The 17,773-nt window shown below is 69.2% G+C and carries 14 protein-coding genes; 10 read left to right on the forward strand and 4 right to left on the reverse strand.

The genetic code is table 11. The annotated features are described in order from the left end of the window. Positions 1–79 precede the first annotated feature (79 nt). The 3 genes from MRBLWH11_RS12855 (at position 80) to def (ending at position 5,973) form a co-directional block, all read left to right on the forward strand. On the forward strand, positions 80–3,487 hold the full coding sequence (locus tag MRBLWH11_RS12855; protein WP_341945156.1) for a pyruvate carboxylase: 3,408 nt from the start codon (positions 80–82) through the stop codon (positions 3,485–3,487). Positions 3,488–3,553: 66 nt separating this feature from the next. Continuing rightward, complete coding sequence (locus tag MRBLWH11_RS12860; RefSeq protein WP_341945158.1) at positions 3,554–5,482, forward strand: MinD/ParA family protein; 1,929 nt, start codon at positions 3,554–3,556, stop codon at positions 5,480–5,482. Beyond that, positions 5,482–5,973: a peptide deformylase gene (def, locus tag MRBLWH11_RS12865; protein WP_116636802.1), complete on the forward strand. Its 492-nt coding sequence runs from the start codon at positions 5,482–5,484 to the stop codon at positions 5,971–5,973. The genes MRBLWH11_RS12860 and def overlap by 1 nt, the downstream gene beginning before the upstream one ends. A gap of 91 nt (positions 5,974–6,064) precedes the next feature. Here def and MRBLWH11_RS12870 read toward each other — a convergent pair whose 3' ends face one another. Next, positions 6,065–7,897 (reverse strand): AMP-dependent synthetase/ligase, encoded by a 1,833-nt coding sequence (locus MRBLWH11_RS12870; RefSeq protein ID WP_116636803.1) that lies wholly within the window; start codon positions 7,895–7,897, stop codon positions 6,065–6,067. A 152-nt stretch (positions 7,898–8,049) separates the two neighbouring features. Between MRBLWH11_RS12870 and MRBLWH11_RS12875 the strand changes: the two genes are divergently transcribed. Both MRBLWH11_RS12875 and MRBLWH11_RS12880 read left to right on the forward strand, forming a co-directional pair. Beyond that, complete coding sequence (locus MRBLWH11_RS12875; protein WP_116636871.1) at positions 8,050–8,745, forward strand: lysophospholipid acyltransferase family protein; 696 nt, start codon at positions 8,050–8,052, stop codon at positions 8,743–8,745. Between the two features lie 40 nt (positions 8,746–8,785). Continuing rightward, positions 8,786–10,126 carry a 3-deoxy-7-phosphoheptulonate synthase class II gene (locus tag MRBLWH11_RS12880; protein WP_116636804.1) on the forward strand — a complete coding sequence of 447 codons (1,341 nt, stop codon included), beginning with the start codon at positions 8,786–8,788 and terminating at the stop codon, positions 10,124–10,126. Between the two features lie 100 nt (positions 10,127–10,226). Here MRBLWH11_RS12880 and pknB read toward each other — a convergent pair whose 3' ends face one another. After that, a complete protein-coding gene (pknB, locus tag MRBLWH11_RS12885; RefSeq protein ID WP_341945159.1) occupies positions 10,227–12,158 on the reverse strand; it encodes a Stk1 family PASTA domain-containing Ser/Thr kinase in 1,932 nt (643 codons plus the stop codon). A gap of 78 nt (positions 12,159–12,236) precedes the next feature. Further along, on the reverse strand, positions 12,237–13,400 hold the full coding sequence (locus tag MRBLWH11_RS12890) for a LysM peptidoglycan-binding domain-containing protein (RefSeq protein WP_341945160.1): 1,164 nt from the start codon (positions 13,398–13,400) through the stop codon (positions 12,237–12,239). Positions 13,401–13,504: 104 nt separating this feature from the next. On the opposite strand from MRBLWH11_RS12890, the gene MRBLWH11_RS12895 reads away from it, so the two are divergent. Further along, on the forward strand, positions 13,505–13,879 hold the full coding sequence (locus tag MRBLWH11_RS12895; protein ID WP_116636872.1) for an Rv2175c family DNA-binding protein: 375 nt from the start codon (positions 13,505–13,507) through the stop codon (positions 13,877–13,879). A gap of 13 nt (positions 13,880–13,892) precedes the next feature. Here MRBLWH11_RS12895 and MRBLWH11_RS12900 read toward each other — a convergent pair whose 3' ends face one another. Further along, complete coding sequence (locus MRBLWH11_RS12900; protein WP_341945161.1) at positions 13,893–14,993, reverse strand: polyprenyl synthetase family protein; 1,101 nt, start codon at positions 14,991–14,993, stop codon at positions 13,893–13,895. An 85-nt stretch (positions 14,994–15,078) separates the two neighbouring features. Here MRBLWH11_RS12900 and MRBLWH11_RS12905 point away from each other — a divergent pair, with 85 nt between their 5' ends. The 4 genes from MRBLWH11_RS12905 to MRBLWH11_RS12920 all read left to right on the forward strand — a co-directional run bounded on the left by MRBLWH11_RS12905 (position 15,079) and on the right by MRBLWH11_RS12920 (position 17,750). Beyond that, positions 15,079–15,453: a DUF3040 domain-containing protein gene (locus MRBLWH11_RS12905; RefSeq protein ID WP_116636808.1), complete on the forward strand. Its 375-nt coding sequence runs from the start codon at positions 15,079–15,081 to the stop codon at positions 15,451–15,453. A gap of 267 nt (positions 15,454–15,720) precedes the next feature. Continuing rightward, a complete protein-coding gene (mraZ, locus tag MRBLWH11_RS12910) occupies positions 15,721–16,152 on the forward strand; it encodes a division/cell wall cluster transcriptional repressor MraZ (RefSeq protein ID WP_028501511.1) in 432 nt (143 codons plus the stop codon). 102 nt (positions 16,153–16,254) lie between these two features. Beyond that, on the forward strand, positions 16,255–17,193 hold the full coding sequence (gene rsmH, locus MRBLWH11_RS12915) for a 16S rRNA (cytosine(1402)-N(4))-methyltransferase RsmH (protein WP_116636809.1): 939 nt from the start codon (positions 16,255–16,257) through the stop codon (positions 17,191–17,193). After that, positions 17,190–17,750, forward strand: coding sequence for a hypothetical protein (locus MRBLWH11_RS12920; protein ID WP_116636810.1), 561 nt, complete (start codon positions 17,190–17,192; stop codon positions 17,748–17,750). Before rsmH ends, MRBLWH11_RS12920 begins: the two co-directional genes overlap by 4 nt. Positions 17,751–17,773 lie beyond the last annotated feature (23 nt).

Below are 17,773 nucleotides of genomic sequence, written 5' to 3' on the forward strand. Positions count from 1 at the left end.
CCTTCCCCTAGGCTGAGGGAACACTCAGCCCCGCCCCTGCACGCCGAAAACGCCGTGCATCGAGCTCTCAGAGGTGTGCATGTTCCAGAAGATCCTTGTGGCCAACCGCGGCGAGATCGCGATCCGGGCCTTCCGAGCGGCGTACGAGGTGGGGGCGCGCACCGTCGCGGTCTTCCCCCATGAGGACCGCGGGTCCGTCCATCGACTCAAGGCCGATGAGGCCTACGAGATCGGCGAACGCGGTCACCCCGTCCGCGCGTACCTGAACGTCGACGAGATCATCCGCGTCGCGCTGGAGGCGGGAGCGGATGCGATCTACCCCGGATACGGCTTCCTGTCGGAGAACCCGGAGCTCGCGGAGAAGGCGGCGGCCAACGGCATCGTCTTCATCGGCCCGCCGGCGAAGGTGCTCGAGATGGCGGGCAACAAGGTCGAGGCGAAGCGGCACGCGATCGAGGCCGGAGTGCCGGTGCTGCGTTCGACCGAGGCATCCGACGACGTCGAGGCGCTCGTCGCCCAGGCGGAGGACATCGGCTTCCCGCTCTTCGCCAAGGCGGTGGCGGGCGGCGGCGGCCGCGGCATGCGTCGCGTCGAGACCGCGGGTGATCTCGCACCGGCTCTGGCCGAGGCGATGCGGGAGGCTGCGAGCGCCTTCGGCGACGCCCGGATGTTCCTGGAGCAGGCCGTGGTGCGCCCCCGGCACATCGAGGTGCAGATCCTCGCCGACAAGACCGGCGAGACCGTGCACCTGTTCGAGCGCGACTGCTCGGTGCAGCGGCGCCACCAGAAGGTCGTCGAGATCGCTCCGGCGCCGAATCTGGACGACAGCATCCGCACCGCACTCCACGGCTACGCGGTCGCCTTCGCCCGCTCGATCGGCTACGAGAACGCCGGTACCGTCGAGTTCCTGCTGGAGACGGCGGGCGAGCGCACGGGCGAGGTCGTCTTCATCGAGATGAACCCGCGCATCCAGGTCGAGCACACCGTGACCGAGGAGGTCACCGACGTCGACCTCGTGCAGAGTCAGATGCGGATCGCCGCGGGCCAGACTCTCGCGGAGCTGGGACTGCAGCAGCAGAACCTGCACCTGCGGGGGGCTGCGCTGCAGTGCCGCATCACCACCGAGGACCCGACGCAGGGCTTCCGCCCCGACACCGGCAAGATCACGACCTACCGCTCACCCGGCGGCGCCGGCATCCGCCTCGACGGAGGCACGGTGCATCAGGGGGCGCAGATCAGCCCGCACTTCGACTCGATGCTGGCGAAGCTGACCTGCCGCGGTCGCGACTTCCCCGCGGCCGTCGCGCGTGCCCGGCGCGCGCTGGCGGAGTTCCGCATCCGCGGCGTCTCGACGAACATCCCCTTCCTCCAGGCCCTGCTCGACGACGACGCCTTCATCGCGGGCGACGTGAGCACCTCCTTCATCGACGAGCGGCCGGAGCTCCTGCGCGGTCGGGTCTCGAAGGACCGCGGCACGAAGCTCCTGAACTGGCTGGTCGACGTCACCGTCAACAAGCCCCACGGCGCGCACCCCGGTGTCATCGACCCGGTCGCGAAGCTCCCCGTCGTCGATCTCTCGACCGAGCCGATCGCCGGGTCGCGTCAGCGGCTGCTCGAGCTCGGTCCGGAGGGCTTCGCCCGGAGCCTCCGCGAGCAGACGGCACTCGCGATCACCGACACCACCTTCCGCGACGCGCACCAGTCGCTGCTGGCCACGCGCGTGCGCACCAAGGACCTCGTCGCGGCTGCTCCGTACCTGGCGCGGCTCACGCCGGGCCTGCTGTCCGTCGAGGCTTGGGGCGGGGCGACATACGACGTCGCGCTGCGCTTCCTCGGCGAGGACCCCTGGGAGCGACTCGACAAACTGCGCGCCGCGCTGCCGAACGTCGCGATCCAGATGCTGCTGCGCGGACGCAACACGGTCGGCTACACGCCGTACCCGACGGCGGTCACCGAGGCGTTCGTCGCCGAGGCAGCCGCGAGCGGGGTCGACATCTTCCGGATCTTCGACGCCCTCAACGACGTGGAGCAGATGCGCCCCGCCATCGAGGCCGTGCGCAACACCGGCACCGCGGTCGCCGAGGTGGCCCTCTGCTACACCGGCGACCTCCTCGACCCGGCCGAGAACCTCTACACGCTCGACTACTACCTCGGTCTCGCCGACCAGATCGTCGCGGCCGGGGCGCACATCATCGCGATCAAGGACATGGCGGGGCTCCTGAGGCCCGCGGCTGCAGCGAAGCTCGTCGCAGCGCTGCGCGAGCGCTTCGACCTCCCTGTCCACCTGCACACGCACGACACGCCGGGCGGCCAGCTGGCTACGCTCCTCGCAGCCAGCGCGGTCGGAGTGGATGCCGTGGATGCCGCGTCGGCACCGCTCTCCGGAACCACCAGCCAGCCGTCGCTGTCCTCGCTCGTCGCGGCGCTCGCGCACACCGATCGGGACAGCGGCATCTCCCTCGACGCGGTGTCCGATCTCGAGCCGTACTGGGAGGCGGTGCGCCGGCAGTACGCGCCGTTCGAGTCGGGGCTTCCCGGACCCACGGGCCGCGTGTACCACCACGAGATCCCCGGCGGGCAGCTGTCGAACCTCCGCCAGCAGGCGAAGGCCCTCGGTCTCGCGGATGACTTCGAGCTCATCGAGGACATGTACGCCGCGGCCGACCGCATCCTCGGGCGCGTTCCGAAGGTGACGCCGTCATCGAAGGTCGTCGGCGACCTCGCGCTGCATCTCGCCGCCGTGAAGGCGGATCCTGCGGACTTCGAGGCGAACCCGGAGAAGTACGACGTGCCGGACTCGGTCGTCGGATTCATGGCGGGCGAGCTGGGCGACCTCCCCGGAGGATGGCCGGAGCCGTTCCGCACCAAGGTCCTCGCCGGACGCTCGGTGCGCACCGGGCTCACGCAGATCAGCGCGGAGGACGAGGCCGCTCTCGCCGGTTCCAGCGCCGAGCGGCGTGCGCGGCTCAACTCCCTGCTGTTCCCTGCGCCCACCGCGGAGTACACCGAGCGGCGCGAGCTCTTCGGCGACCTCTCCGTCCTCGACACGAGCGACTACCTCTTCGGACTCGTGCAGGGACAGGAGCATCGCATCGAGATCGACCGCGGCGTGCAGCTGTTCATCGGTCTGGAGGCCATCGGCGACGCCGACGACAAGGGCATGCGGACCGTGATGACGACTCTGAACGGGCAGCTCCGACCTGTCTTCGTGCGAGACAGGTCCGTCGCGGTGGACGCGCACGAGGCCGAGCGGGCGGACACCAACGTCCCCGGCCAGGTCGCCGCTCCGTTCTCCGGTGTCGTCACGCTCAAGGCCGAGGTCGGTGCTGCCGTCCGGGCCGGCGAGCCGATCGCCTCGATCGAGGCGATGAAGATGGAAGCGGCCATCACCGCGCCCGTCGACGGCGTGATCGAGCGTCACGCGATCGCCGAGACGCAGCAGGTGGATGCCGGAGATCTTTTGGTCGTCATCCGTCCCGCGCACTAATCTTGTGCGGGCGAGGGCCGCGCACCGTGTGCGCACCCGAGGCCCGCGCAGGCTTGGAGTGACATCGTGACCCCGAAGAACACCGCAGAACCCGAGGAGAACCCGCTGGGGGTGCTCGATGACGCCGCGTCCGTGGACACGGCCGTCATCGGCATCCTCGGCGGAACGGCGCAGGTGAGCGTGTCGCTGCCGAAGGACGATGACGACGACCTCGATGACGAGGGCGTCGTCGAGGGAGAAGTCGTCGGCGACCTCATCGTCGACGAACTGCCCATCGTCACGGCTTCGCAGGTCGCATCCGCGGCGAAGGCCGTGCCCGCCGCCGTGACTCCGGCGGTGCTGAAGTCCCGGTCTCCGGGAGACGACAAGGTTGCCAAGGCCGCCAAGGCCGACCCGTCGCCGAAGGAGGTCCCGGGCATCATCATCGGGCCCATCGTGATCGACGAACCGGTGGCCGCCACCCCGTCGGCGGAAGAGGCCGCGCCCGAGGAGACCATCCAGGAAGCGGAACTGGAGCCGGACGTCGAGGAGCCGATCGACCAGGAGCCGGATGCCGAGGAGCCGGAATCGGCGACGATCGTCGAGGAGCCGGAGCCGGAGCCGGAGCCGGAGCCTGAGCCTGAGCCTGAGCCTGAGCCTGAGCCTGAGCCGGGGCCTGAGCCTGAGCCTGAGCCTGAGCCTGAGCCTGAGCCTGAGCCCGTACCTGAGCCTGAGCCCGTACCTGAGCCTGAGCCGGAGCCTGAGCCGGAGCCTGAGCCCGTACCCGAGCCGGAACCCGACCCCGAGCCGGTCCCCGTCGCGAACGAGCCGGCCGCCGCGGCGACGCACGCCGAAGAGGCGGCCGTCGCAGCCCGATTCCTGGCGAGGGCGACCGTCGATTCGGCTGCGGCTCCCGTCGCAGCCACCGCCGCGGGAGTGCCCGCCGTGAAGGAGACCGCCGCCGTGTCCACTCCCGACGAGAAGTCCGTCGTTCCGCAGCCAACGCGCGCGGCCGCCCGCGCCGACGTGACGCTCACCTCGAAGCGCCTGGACGATCTGGGTGATTCCTCGCGGGAGTCGGCCGATCTGCTCACCGCCGATCGCCTGCTCGACCCGCATCGCCTCACGAAGCCCGAGCCCGAAGGCGCGTGGAGTCATTTCCTCTACACCGTGTCGGGACGCCGCATCAACATCGGCGACGGTCGGCGGGCCCGGGAGCGGAAGGCGCTCAGCGCTCGCATCGCCGCACCTCTCCCCGGAGGGGCGCGGTTCGTGCCCGTGCTCTCTCGCAAGGGCGGCGTCGGCAAGACGACGATCACCGCCCTGCTCGGCATGGCGCTGGCCGACGCGCGTGACGACCGCGTGATCGCCGTCGATGCCAATCCGGATCGAGGAACCCTCGCGGAACGCATCGTCCGTCCGGCTCACAACAAGTCGGTGCGCGATCTGGTCCGCATCCACGACGACGTCCGGGGTTATCACGACATCTCCGCCATCGTGGCGCGCGATGCCACCCGCCTCGACGTTCTCGCCTCCGATTCCGATCCCCGCATCGCCGAGGCCTTCAGCGACAGCGACTACAGGGACGTCGCCGGTGTCGCCGCGCACTACTACTCGCTCGTGCTGACGGACACGGGGACGGGCATCGTGCACTCCGTGATGTCGGCGACCCTCGACCTGGCCGACCAGATCATCATCGTGTCGGGGCTGAGCGTCGACGAAGCGCGACTGGCCTCGGAGACTCTCACCTGGCTCGAGACGAACGGGTACGCCGAGCAGGCTCGAGAGGCTATCGTCGTGCTGAACCAGTCGACACCGGGCGCGCCCCTCGTGCGCCTGAACGAGCTGCAGAGTCACTTCGCCACGCGCGCGAAGAGCGTGATCCGGATGCCGTACGATCCGCAGATCGCCGGGGGAGGGACCATCGTGTTCGCGAACCTGCTGCCCGAGACACGTGTCGCCGCGCGTCGACTCGCCGCGCTCCTGGTCGAGGGCCTGCGGGCGAAGGGCGCCTGATGGCCGTCCGCGAGATCCGCATCTTCGGCGACCCCGTCCTGCGTACCGTGTGCGCCCCGATCGATGACATCGACGACGGCGTCCGCGCACTGGTGGCCGACCTCGTCGAGACGGTCGAGCTGCCTGGCCGAGCCGGAGTGGCCGCCCCGCAGATCGGCGTGGCGTTGCGCGCCTTCAGCTACAACATCGACGGTGACATCGGCTACGTGCTCAACCCGGTGCTCGTGGAGGTGCGGGGCGAACCCGAGCCGACCGGAGAGGGCTGCCTGTCCGTTCCCGGGCTCTGGCACGATGCGCAGCGGCACCCGTGGGCGCGCGTCGAGGGGATCGACCTCGACGGGAATCCTGTGGTGCTCGAGGGCGACGGTCTCCTCGCCCAGGCGCTTCAGCACGAGACGGATCACCTCGACGGGAAGCTGTTCCTGTCGCGTCTCGATCCGGAGACCCGCAAACAGGCGATGCGCGAGGTGCGCGAGAGCGCCTGGTTCTAGCCGCCGAGCGCCCCCTTCTCACCGAACGGCCCCCTTGCGCGTGTGCGCGAGGGGGCCGTTCGTCGGGAAGGGGGTGGGTCGACCTGCCGGGTCAGCCGCCGATCGCGACGTTGGTCGTCGAGACCGGCTCGTCGTAGATCGCGGAGATCTCGTCGGCGAAGTCGTTCATGATGACGTTGCGCTTGATGGAGAGCTTCGGCGTCAGGTGGCCCGAGGCCTCGGTCCACTCCGAATCGAGGATCGTGAACTTGCGGATCGACTCGGCGCGCGACACGCGGGCGTTCGCGCCGTCGACGGCGCGTTGGACCTCGGCCCGGACGGCGTCGTTGCGGGAAGCCTCCACCAGCGTCATCTTGGCGTCGAGGCCGTTGTTCGCGAGCCACGTCGGCAGCATCTCGGGATCGAGCGTCACCAGGGCCGAGATGAACGGGCGCTGATCGCCGACCACGACGACCTGGCCGATGATCGGGTTCGCCCGGATCGGGTCCTCGAGCGCTGCGGGGGCGACGTTCTTGCCTCCGGCCGTGACGATGATCTCCTTCTTGCGACCGGTGATCGTGAGGAAGCCCTCGGAGTCGAAGCTGCCGATGTCGCCGGTGCGGAACCAGCCGCCGTCGCTGAACGCCTCGGCCGTGGCCTCGGGGTTGTTCCAGTACTCCTTGAAGACGTTGATGCCGCGTACCTCGATCTCGCCATCCTCGCCGAGGCGCACGCCGACGCCGGGGAGCGCGGGACCGACCGTGCCGATCTTCGACTTGTCGGCCAGGTTCACCGTGGCGGGAGCCGTCGTCTCGGTCAATCCGTAGCCCTCGAGGATCACGACGCCGAGGCTGTGGAAGAAGTGACCGAGTCGCGGGCCCAGGGGAGCGGAGCCGGACACGGCGTAGACCACGTTCCCGCCCATCGCGGCGCGGAGCTTGCTGTAGACGAGCTTGTTGAAGAGGGCGAACTTCAGCTTCATCCCGAAGGGGATCTTCTTGCCTTCTTCGAGCAGCTTCGAGTGCTCGATGGCGACATCCGCCGCGGCGCGGAAGATCTTGCCCTTCCCACCGGCCTCCGCCTTCTGCTCGGCGGAGTTGTACACCTTCTCGAACACGCGAGGGACGGCGAGGAGGAAGGTCGGCTTGAACGAGCCCAGGGCGGGCAGGAGCTGTCGCGTGTCGGGCTGGTGACCGGTGCGGACGCCCGCGTGGATGTCGAGGATCGAGATGAAGCGCGCGAAGACGTGAGCCGTCGTGATGAACAGGAGGGTCGAGGCGCCCGGCGTCTGCACGACCGCGTCGAGGGCCTTCGCGGAGTTGCGGGTGAGCTCGACGAAGTTGCTGTGCGTGAGCACGCAGCCCTTCGGGCGACCGGTGGAGCCCGAGGTGTAGATGAGGGTGGCGATGTCGGAGCCGACGGCGAGGTTGCGGCGACGCTCGATCTCCTCGTCGGTGACCGCTGCGCCCTGCGCCGTGAGCGTGTCGATGGCGCCGAGGTGCAGCTGCCAGACCTCGCGGATCAGGGGAAGGTCGCCGCGCACCTCGTCGACGCGGGCGAAGTGCTCCGGAGATTCGACCACGAGGGCGATCGCCCCGGAGTCCTCGAGGATCCACTGGATCTGAGAGGGGGAGCTGGTCTCGTAGATCGGGACCATCACGGCGCCGGCGTAGAAGAGCGCGAAATCGACCAGCGTCCACTCGTACGTCGTGCGCGCGAGGAAGCCGACCTTCTCGCCCGGCTGGATGCCTGCGGCGGCGAATCCCTTCGCCAGGGCGATCACGGCCGTCTGGAAGTCGGCGGCGGAGATGTCGCGCCAGCCTTCGCCCTCGGGCACCGAGAACAGCGCGCGGTCGGGGGTGGCCTTGACGCGCTGGAACAAGAGGTCCGAGACGTTTGCGTCGGGGTCGGCGGGGACGATCGCGGGGACTTCAAACTGGACCACGGCAGCTCCTTCGGTACCGGTCGGGCACGTGTGTGGTCTTGAGTCTAGGGCATGACACCCCGTCGCACCTCGTGTGGAACTGAGTCGCGATCGCGCATCCCGATCGAAGATCGCCGAAGCGGATGCCGGACGCGGCGCTAGACTTCACCTCGATGTTCTACTGGCTGATGAAGTACGTCGTGATCGGCCCCGTGGTCAAGGCGATCTTCCGTCCCTGGATCGTGGGCCGCAAGAACGTGCCCGCGAACGGGGCGGCGATCCTCGCCAGCAACCATCTCTCGTTCGCGGACTCCATCTTCCTGCCGCTGGTGATCGATCGCCCGATGTCCTTCCTCGCCAAGAGCGACTACTTCACGGGCCGCGGCCTGAAGGGCTTCGCGACCAAGTTCTTCATGAAGGCCACGGGGCAGATCCCGATCGACCGATCCGGAGGCAAGGCCTCGGAGGCTTCTCTGAACACCGGTCTGCAGGTGCTCGGCGGCGGCGACCTGCTCGGCATCTACCCGGAGGGCACGCGAAGCCCCGACGGCAAGCTGTACCGCGGACGCACCGGCATCGCACGGATGGCGCTCGAGGCCAAGGTCCCCGTCGTCCCCGTGATCATGGTCGACACCGACACGGCCATGCCGATCGGCCAGCGGCTTCCCCGCATCATGCGCGTCGGGATCGTCATCGGAGAGCCGCTCGACTTCTCCCGCTACGCCGGGATGGAGAACGACAGGTACATCCTGCGCTCCGTCACCGACGAGATCATGGTGGCCCTGCATCGTCTCGGTCAGCAGGAGTACGAGGACGTCTACGCCTCGACCGTGAAGGACCGTCTTCCCTCCCGTGTCACACGGCGCTAGCGGAGCGTCCAGGGTGCACGTCGACCACTAGGCTTGAGGCATGCTCCCGCACCACATCGACGCCCTTGATGCATGGCGCTCGCTTCCCATCAAGCAGCAGCCGCAGTGGCCCGACGCGGACCGCGTCGCCGACGTCTCCCGCCAGATCGCCGCTCTCCCGCCGCTGGTCTTCGCGGGTGAGGTCGACAACCTCCGTGATCGCCTCGCGCGCGCAGCATCCGGAAAGGCCTTCCTGCTCCAGGGCGGCGACTGCGCCGAGACCTTCGCCGGCGCGACCGCCGAGCAGATCCGCAACCGCATCAAGACGGTGCTGCAGATGGCCGTCGTGCTCACCTACGGCGCCTCGATGCCCATCGTCAAGATGGGGCGCATGGCCGGACAGTTCGCCAAGCCCCGCTCGAGCGACAGCGAGACCCGCGGTGACGTCACGCTTCCGGCGTACCGCGGCGACATCGTCAACGGCTACGACTTCACCGAGGGCTCCCGTCAGGCCGATCCCGGTCGCCTGCTGCAGGGGTACCACACGGCTGTCTCCACCCTGAACCTCATCCGCGCCTTCACCCAGGGCGGCTTCGCCGACCTCCGCGAGGTGCACTCGTGGAACAAGGGCTTCGCGCAGAACCCCGCCAACCAGCGCTACGAGCGCATGGCCGCCGAGATCGACCGCGCCATCAAGTTCATGGAGGCCGCGGGCGCCGACTTCGACGAGCTGAAGCGCGTCGAGTTCTTCACCGGCCACGAGGGTCTGCTGATGGACTACGAGCGCCCGATGACGCGCATCGACTCGCGCACGGACACGCCGTACAACACCTCGGCGCACTTCCTGTGGATCGGTGAGCGCACCCGCGAGCTCGACGGCGCGCACGTCGACTACTTCTCGAAGATCCGCAACCCCATCGGTGTGAAGCTCGGCCCGACGACCACGCCGGAGACCGCGCTCGCGCTGATCGACAAGCTCGACCCCGAGCGCGAGCCCGGCCGACTGACCTTCATCACGCGCATGGGTGCGGGGAAGATCCGCGACGCCCTGCCCCCGCTGCTGGAGGCCGTGCGCGACTCCGGCGCGCAGCCGCTGTGGGTGACGGATCCGATGCACGGCAACGGCATCACGACCCCGACCGGCTACAAGACCCGTCGCTTCGACGACGTCGTCGACGAGGTGCGCGGCTTCTTCGAGGCGCATCGCGCGGTGGGCACGTTCCCCGGCGGCATCCACGTCGAGCTCACGGGAGACGATGTCACCGAGTGCCTCGGCGGATCCGAGCAGATCGACGAGGCAGCACTCGCCACGCGCTACGAGAGCCTGTGCGACCCGCGCCTGAACCACATGCAGTCGCTCGAGCTGGCGTTCCTCGTCGCGGAGGAGCTCGAGAAGCGCTGAGTCGACGGCTTTCGTCGAACGCAGAGAACCCGCCCCCCGGATGATCGGGAGGGCGGGTTCTCTGCGTCTGTCGTTTTTCGGGCGAGGGGCGTCGGCGACATCACCCCGCGGCGAAGACGCGCACCTCCGTCCCGCGTACGCGGGACTCTCCGGCCTTCGGGTCGGTGCGCGTCGCGGTGAAGATGTCCCAGACGAGTTCCGGCGCCGCAGTGACCGGCTTGAATCCGGCGTCCTGCAGCTGCTTGACGGCATCGCGGATCGAGATGCCGGACACGTCGGGGATCTCGATGGGCTCGGGCCCCAGGGAGACGATCAGCCGCATGTCGTCACCGGGACGCCAGTTGCCCGACTCGGAGCGGTCGGCGTAGCCGATGACCCGGCCCTCGGCGATCGTGTCGCTGTACTGCTCGACGCGTTCGTCGAGCACGTTCAGGCCCTTGTCGGTGAGCGCCTGGGTCGCCTGCTGCACGGAGGTGTCGGAGACGTCGGGCAGCGATCCCAGCGAGACGAAGAGGTCGACGGTGTCGGCTTCGAAGAGGTCGCATCCCTCGCCGCACTCGTAGGCGTCGCCGCCGGCACGCGGCGTCACGTACGCGTTGATGACGATCCCCTCGTCGGCATCCGAGAACAGTTCCAGGGTCTCGTCGGGGACCGTGACGTTCAGCTCGTCCAGATAGGCGCGCGCCTCGTCCTCGGTCTTGCCGTTGAGGGTCTCGATCGAGTGCGGCTCAGGCCCGAGCGAGATCAGCACGGTCACCTCGCCGTTCTTCTCCAGTCGGTCGCCGGCCTGCGGATCGGTGCGGATCGCCAGATCCTTCTCGACGTCGACCGAGTACTCCTCGCCCCGCAAGGGGGTGAGTCCTTCCGCGGTGAGCGCCTCGGCGGCCTGCTCGTAGGTCGAGCCGGCGACATCCGGCACGGCGATCAGTGACCCGGGCCCTGAGCCGAACCACCAGCCGACTCCACCGGCGAGAACGGCGAGGAGCAGGACGAGCGTGAGCAGGAACGCGCCACGTGCGCGTCGACGCGACGCGCGACGGCGAAGGACCGTCGCGTTGTCGATCGGCGCGGGCGCCGGTGCCGTCGGGTCGGCGATCACCATCGTGCCGGGCAGAACCTTGGTGAGGTCGCCCGAGTCGCCCTGGCTGCGCTGCGACATCGTCGCGGCGGCGACCGCCGGAGCGATGCCCAGCTCGCGCTCGATCTCCCGCAGACGGTCGAGCATCTGCTGGGCGTCATCCGGTCGTTCGTCCGGGGACTTCTCGGTCGCCCAGAGGACGAGCTCGTCGAGGGGCTCGGGTACGGCCGGATTGCGCACGCTCGGACGGGGGACCGACTCGGTGGCGTGCTGGAACGCGATCTGCATCGGCTGCTCGCCCTTGTATGGCTGCTCGCCGACCAGCATCTCGTAGAGCATGATGCCGAGCGCGTAGATGTCGCTCCGCGCGTCGGCGGTGCCGCGGGTCACGAGCTCGGGGGCCAGGTAGGCGATCGTGCCGAGCAGCTGCTGCCCGGTCGCCGTGTTCGCCGTCGTGGCCCTGGCGAGGCCGAAGTCACCGATCTTGATACGGCCGTCCTCCGCGAGGAGCACGTTCTCCGGCTTCACGTCGCGATGCACGATCCCGGCACGGTGCGCGGCGGAGAGACCGGCGAGGATCGCGTCCATGATCGTGATCGTCTGGGGGATCGTGAGGCGCTTCTGCTCGCGCAGCAGCTCGCGGAGGGTGATACCGGGAAGGTACTCCATCACGAGGTAGGCGAGTTCGCCGTCCTGGCCCTGGTCGAACACGTTGACCACGTGCGGATCGGCGAGCCGGGCGGCGGCTCGCGCCTCCTGGATGAACCGGCTCTGGAAGGCGGAGTCATCGCTGAGGTGCGCGTGCATGACCTTGAGGGCGATGCGGCGCTCGAGGCGGAGGTCCGTCGCGACGTAGACCGTGGCCATCCCACCGCGGGCGATGCGCGCCCGTACACGGTAGCGGCCGTCGACAAGCCGCCCGATGAGGGGGTCGGCCTGATGATTGGTCGTCACGTCAGAATTCTATGGAGAACTGCCTGAAAGACAGGGGAGCGGCTCACCCCTGAGGGCTGTGGGTTTTCCGAACGGCGCTCAGCCATGCAGGGCGAGCCAGGTGTATGCCTGCGCTTCCCACTGGCCGTACTTGTCCGGATAGGCCGAGATCTGCACGGCCTGGGCTGCATCCGTGAAGGCCATGCCCTCCCATCCGGGGATGTCGAGCAGTCCGCGGGTCGTGAGGCCGTTCGGGTCGCTCGGGCCTCCGTAGAACACCCGGGTGCTGCGATCCGCGTCCATGATCTGCTCGGGCGAACCCCACCCCGTGCTCGGGCGCTGCTGGAAGATGCCGAGAGAGTCGCGGTCGCCCCAGTCGAGATTGCGCAGCCCCGACTCGACCATCCCGGTCGCGAGGGCGATCGCGACCGCCCGGTCCGAGACGCCGAGCTCTCGTCCGATACGGATGATGAGCGCCGCGTTCGCGGCCTGCTCGGCCGTGAGGGCCGTCGCTTCCGGAGTGACGGCCGCCGCCGCCGCGGGGGCCGGTGCACCCTGCACGGCGAGCGTCTGCCCCGGGTAGATGATCGAGGATGAATCGAGCCCGTTCAGCGCGAACAGCGTCTGGGTGGTCGTGCCGTAGGCCTGTGCGATGCCGAAGACGGTGTCGCCGGCGACGACGACGTGCGTCGCGGCCGGTGCGACCGAGGTCGCGGGTGCTGCTGCGGGCGCCGCAGCAGGTGCAGCGGCACCGGACACGACGAGAGCCTGACCCGGATAGATGACGGAGTCGCGGGTCAGGCCGTTCGCACCCAGCACGGCGTCGACGGTGGTGCCGTACTGCGCCGCGATCGCGTACACGGTGTCGCCGGAGACGACGGTGTGGGCGGTCGATGCGGGTCCGACGGCCTCCACGACCGCCGGGGCGGCGACCACCACGGCCGGAGCCTGCAGTGTCAGCGTCTGCCCGGGGTAGATCACCGAACGCCAGGAGAGGCCGTTCCAGGTCAGGACGTCGACCGTCGCGAGCCCGAATCGGCCCGCGACCGCGGAGACGGTGTCACCGGGCTGCACGACGTAGGCGGCCGGAGGGGCCTCGGCGGGGACCAACCCGAGCGGTGCGGAGCGCTGTCGCTCGACACTGGGTGACGGGGCGGCCTCCGCCGGCGCCGCGACGAGGGTTCCGGCCAGGGCGCCGATGACGGCGGCCGGCATGCCGAGCTGAAGATATCGCGTGCGACGCGTGGCGGTGTTCTGTCTCAAGGGTCCCCCTTTTCGAGCACTTCACGCTGACACGGATGTAAACAGAAGTCAACAGAAGTGACGCAAGTGAAAGATGTGACTGGAGTGCCGACATGCGGCATCCGATGGGAGGTGAGATAGTGGGCAACGTGTCTGAGAACGTTGTGGAGAACCCTGCTGTCGAGTGGCTGACCATGCCCGACCTCGTCGAGGTGCTGGATGAGCCGCTCGGCCGCGTCCGTCGCCTGATCGACGAGCACTACCTCGTCGGCTCGCGACGCGGCGGCGTGTTCGCGGTGCCCTCGATCTTCATCGTCGACGGGCATCCGCTGAGCTCCCTGCGCGGGACCATCATCGTGCTGCAGGACGCGGGCTTCACCGACGACGAGCTGATCGACTGGCTGCTCGAGGACGAGGAGAGCCTCGGCCGGTCGCCGATCGCCGCCCTCCTCGCGGGTCACAAGAGCGCGGTCCGTCGACTCGCTCGCACGCTCGCCTGACGGACGATCGGCTTCAGGCCGACCGCACGGTCGCCGCGCGGGCGAGATCGCGCAGCTCGCCGACCGCCGCGTTGTCCAGGCGCGCACCCGAGAGGGCGCGGTCGGCTTCACGGGCGTAGTCGGAGATCATCGTCTCGACGCGTTCGAGCGCTCCGGATTCCGCGATCGTCGCCTGCAGGAACGACACCTGCTGCGCGGTGAGCTCCGGGTCGCCGAGCATCTCGTCGAGGAGGTTCCTCGCCGAGGCGTCCAGCGCCTGCCTCGTGAGCGCGACGAGGACCGTCCGCTTGCCCTCGCGCAGATCGTCGCCGGCGGGCTTGCCGGTCACGGAGGAATCGCCGAAGACGCCGAGGATGTCGTCGCGCAGCTGGAAGGCCATGCCGATCGGGTGTCCGAAGCTCCGCAGCGCCGCCATCTGATCGTCCTCCGCGCCGGCGAGGGCTCCGCCGAGCACGAGGGGCTGCTCGATGCTGTAGCGGGCGGACTTGAGCGAGACCACACGCAGCGCGCGATCGGCGTGCAGCCCGCCGTCGTTGACGCTCCAGGCCGATTCCTCCGCGATGTCGAGGAACTGCCCGGTCGTCACATCGCGGCGCATGCGCGCGTACTCGCCCCGCACGGCGCGAGCGTGGGCGTGACCGTCCAGAGCGGACTCCAGCAGGTCGTCGCTCCACGCCACGAGGAGGTCCCCGAGCAGCACGGCGGAGGCGCGGCCGAAGGCCTCCGCGTCACCCGACCATCCCGCGTCACGGTGCGACGCCTCCAGGGCCCTGTGCGCGGCCGGCCGACCGCGGCGCGTGTCGGAGTTGTCGATCAGGTCGTCGTGGACGAGCGCGGCCGATTGGAAGATCTCCAGGGCGGCGCACGTGTCCCAGAGCACGTCGGACTCCGTGGCGTCGCGGTCCCGGAATCGGGCGACGGCTCGCCAGCCGGCATGGCAGAAACGCGCGCGGAGCCGCTTGCCGCCGACGAGGGTCGCGGCGGCTGCGTCGAGGAACCCCGCCGCCTCCGAGCCGTACTCGAGGGATTCGGTGCGCATCAGCGCGAGGAAGCGGTCCAGGCGAGCGGCGACGGCGTCGGGTACGGAGGAGGGGGACGGCACGACTCCCAGCATACGTAAAGCAAGGAGGGGGCGATCGGCTAGCCTCGGACGCCTCCTCGCGCGTAGAATGGAAGGCACGATACCCGAGGGGGACGAAATGCCACTCTCCGAACAGGAGCAGCGTCTGCTCGATGAGATGGAACGCCATCTCCTTCACAACGACGCCGACGTCGTGAGCGCGCCATCAGGCGATCGCACACTGAGCTATCGCAACCTCGTGTACGGCGCCCTTCTGCTGCTGGCAGGCGTCGGCGGCCTCGTCGCCGGAGTCATCATCGGTGACGTCTGGGGCATCGTCGTGGGTGTCATCGGCTTCGCAGCGATGCTGGCCGGAGTCATGATCGCCGTGACGCCCGTGCGCCGGACGACCCCGGCCGCCCCTCGTGAGCGATCGGCCTCGAAGCAGCCGAGTTCGGCCTCCTTCATGGATCGCATGAACGATCGTTGGGATCGCCGCCAAGACGGACGCTGACCTCTCCTCCCTCTCTCGAAAGCCCGGATGCTGAGCATCCGGGCTTTTCTGCGTCCGGGGCCGCCCGCGGGGTATCAGGGGTAGGCCTGCCCTCCACTGGCCCTCCACCTGCCCTCCACCGTCCTTCACCGCGTAATTCCGCGGTTCTAGGGCGACCCCGATCGTATCGAACCGGCGAATCGGCGTATTCGCCGTAGGTTTGTGGAGGAAAGTGGAGTAAAGTGGGGCGCACCTCGAGTTGGCCGGACGCAGAGGGGGTGATGGCCGATGTTGCTGGGAACGCATTCTCCGAAGCTGGACGACAAGGGACGGGTCATCCTTCCTGCGAAGTTCCGCGAAGATCTCGGCGGCGGCATCGTCGTCACGCGTGGCCAGGAACGCTGCCTCTACGTCTTCAGCACGGCCGAGTTCGAGGCGATGCACGAGCGGATCCGTCAGGCGCCGCTCGCCAACAAGCAGGCGCGTGACTTCATGCGTCTGTTCCTCTCCGGTGCGAGTGCGGAGATGCCCGACAGTCAGAACCGCATCACCATCCCCGTCCACCTGCGCCAGTACGCAGGCCTGCAGAAGGAACTCATCGTCACCGGAGTCGGCGCCCACGCCGAGATCTGGGATGCCGAGAGCTGGAACGCCTACCTCGCCGCCGGTGAGGAGACCTACTCCGATCTCGAGCAGGAGGTGATTCCGGGACTCTTCTGACCACGGCTGTGATGCCCCGCCGCTCCCGCCCCGACACACTTCCCCGGTGCCGGGTCGCGAAGCGGAGGGGGATCAGAGCCGAAGGTCACCCCGAGAAAGATCATGAACCTCCGCGACATACACACCCCCGTGCTCCTCGACCGCTGCGTCGAGCTGCTGGCTCCCGCCCTCCAGGCCGACGGAGCCGTCCTCGTCGACGCCACGCTCGGGATGGGCGGGCATTCCGAGGCCCTGCTCGAGCGCTTCCCCCGCATCCGGCTCGTCGGACTCGATCGCGACACGGATGCGCTCCGCATCGCGGGGGAGCGGCTGGCCCGCTTCCGCGATCGCGTGACCCTCGTGCACACGGTGTACGACGAGATCGGGCTCCACGCTCAGGGTGCCGCCGGCATCCTCTTCGACCTCGGCGTCTCCTCGCTCCAGCTCGACGAGGCCGAGCGCGGCTTCGCCTACTCCAAGGATGCGCCGCTCGACATGCGGATGGACCAGACCAGCGGCATCACCGCCGCCGATGTCATCGCGACGTACAGCGAGGGCAACCTCCGCCGCATCTTCGAGCGCTACGGCGAGGAGAAGCTCGCCGGTCGTTACGCGCGCTTCATCATCGAGGCGCGGCAGAAGCAGCCGATCACGCGTTCGGCGGAGCTCGTCGAGATCCTCATCGCCGCGACCCCGGCGGCCGCTCAGCGCGCCGGGCACCCGGCGAAGCGCGTCTTCCAGGCGCTGCGGATCGAGGTCAACACCGAGCTGAACGTGCTCGCCGACGCGATCCCGTCCGCCATGGACGCGCTGAGCGTCGGCGGCCGCATCGTGGTGATGTCCTACCAGTCCCTGGAGGACCGCCTCGTGAAGCAGGCGTTCGCGGCAGCATCCGCCTCGACCGCACCCGCCGGGCTCCCGGTGGAGCTCCCCGAGCACGCCCCGCGGTTCCGCATCCTCACCAAGGGCGCAGAACTCGCCGACGACGACGAGCGCGCGCGCAATCCGCGCGCGATCCCGGTGCGGCTCCGCGCCGCCGAGAAGCTGCGGGAGAGCGCATGAGCCTGAATGCCACGGTCCGCCAGCCGGCGCTGCCGATCGAGCCGACACGCGCACCGCAGCGGCGCCTGCAGCCCGTCACCCGTCCGGCCACCCGCCGCAAGCCCAAGCTCGCCTACGCACTGATCGCCCTCGGCGGCGCTCTGGCCATCGGCGCCGCGCAGATCGCTCTGTCCCTGGCGATCACGCAGGACTCCTTCTCGCTGGCCGCACTCTCCTCGCAGCAGAACGAGCTGAATCTGCGGACCCATGCTCTGCAGGAGGAGCTGACCGGTCTGAGCTCCCCGCAGGTGCTCGCGAGCGGTGCCGCCGGTCTGGGGATGGTGGTCGCCGGATCGCCGTCGTATCTCCGTCTGAGCGACGGCGCCGTCTTCGGCACGGGCACCGGCGCCGATTGGAACTCGACCGTCGACCCGCAGGGGGCCGGCGCCGTCGGCAACGTGCTGGTCACCTCGCCTCCCGTCGACACCCCGGTCACGGAGGACACGACAGCCGATCAGACGACGCAGGAGCTCCCTCCCGCGATCACCGACGGGCTCCCGAGCCCCACCACGCATTGACTTCCCCCGACCGCCCCTGATCC

The organism is Microbacterium sp. LWH11-1.2, assembly GCF_038397745.1.
GTDB lineage: Bacteria > Actinomycetota > Actinomycetes > Actinomycetales > Microbacteriaceae > Microbacterium.

Excerpts from the sequence above, each read along its gene's own strand:
- MRBLWH11_RS12855 (WP_341945156.1), top strand. The coding sequence starts at position 80 with ATGTTCCAGAAGATCCTTGTGGCCAACCGCGGCGAGATCGCGATCCGG.
- def (WP_116636802.1), top strand. The coding sequence starts at position 5,482 with ATGGCCGTCCGCGAGATCCGCATCTTCGGCGACCCCGTCCTGCGTACC.
- MRBLWH11_RS12875 (WP_116636871.1), top strand. The coding sequence starts at position 8,050 with ATGTTCTACTGGCTGATGAAGTACGTCGTGATCGGCCCCGTGGTCAAG.
- MRBLWH11_RS12880 (WP_116636804.1), top strand. The coding sequence starts at position 8,786 with ATGCTCCCGCACCACATCGACGCCCTTGATGCATGGCGCTCGCTTCCC.
- MRBLWH11_RS12895 (WP_116636872.1), top strand. The coding sequence starts at position 13,505 with ATGGGAGGTGAGATAGTGGGCAACGTGTCTGAGAACGTTGTGGAGAAC.
- MRBLWH11_RS12900 (WP_341945161.1), bottom strand. The coding sequence starts at position 14,993 with ATGCTGGGAGTCGTGCCGTCCCCCTCCTCCGTACCCGACGCCGTCGCC.
- MRBLWH11_RS12905 (WP_116636808.1), top strand. The coding sequence starts at position 15,079 with ATGCCACTCTCCGAACAGGAGCAGCGTCTGCTCGATGAGATGGAACGC.
- mraZ (WP_028501511.1), top strand. The coding sequence starts at position 15,721 with ATGTTGCTGGGAACGCATTCTCCGAAGCTGGACGACAAGGGACGGGTC.
- rsmH (WP_116636809.1), top strand. The coding sequence starts at position 16,255 with ATGAACCTCCGCGACATACACACCCCCGTGCTCCTCGACCGCTGCGTC.
- MRBLWH11_RS12920 (WP_116636810.1), top strand. The coding sequence starts at position 17,190 with ATGAGCCTGAATGCCACGGTCCGCCAGCCGGCGCTGCCGATCGAGCCG.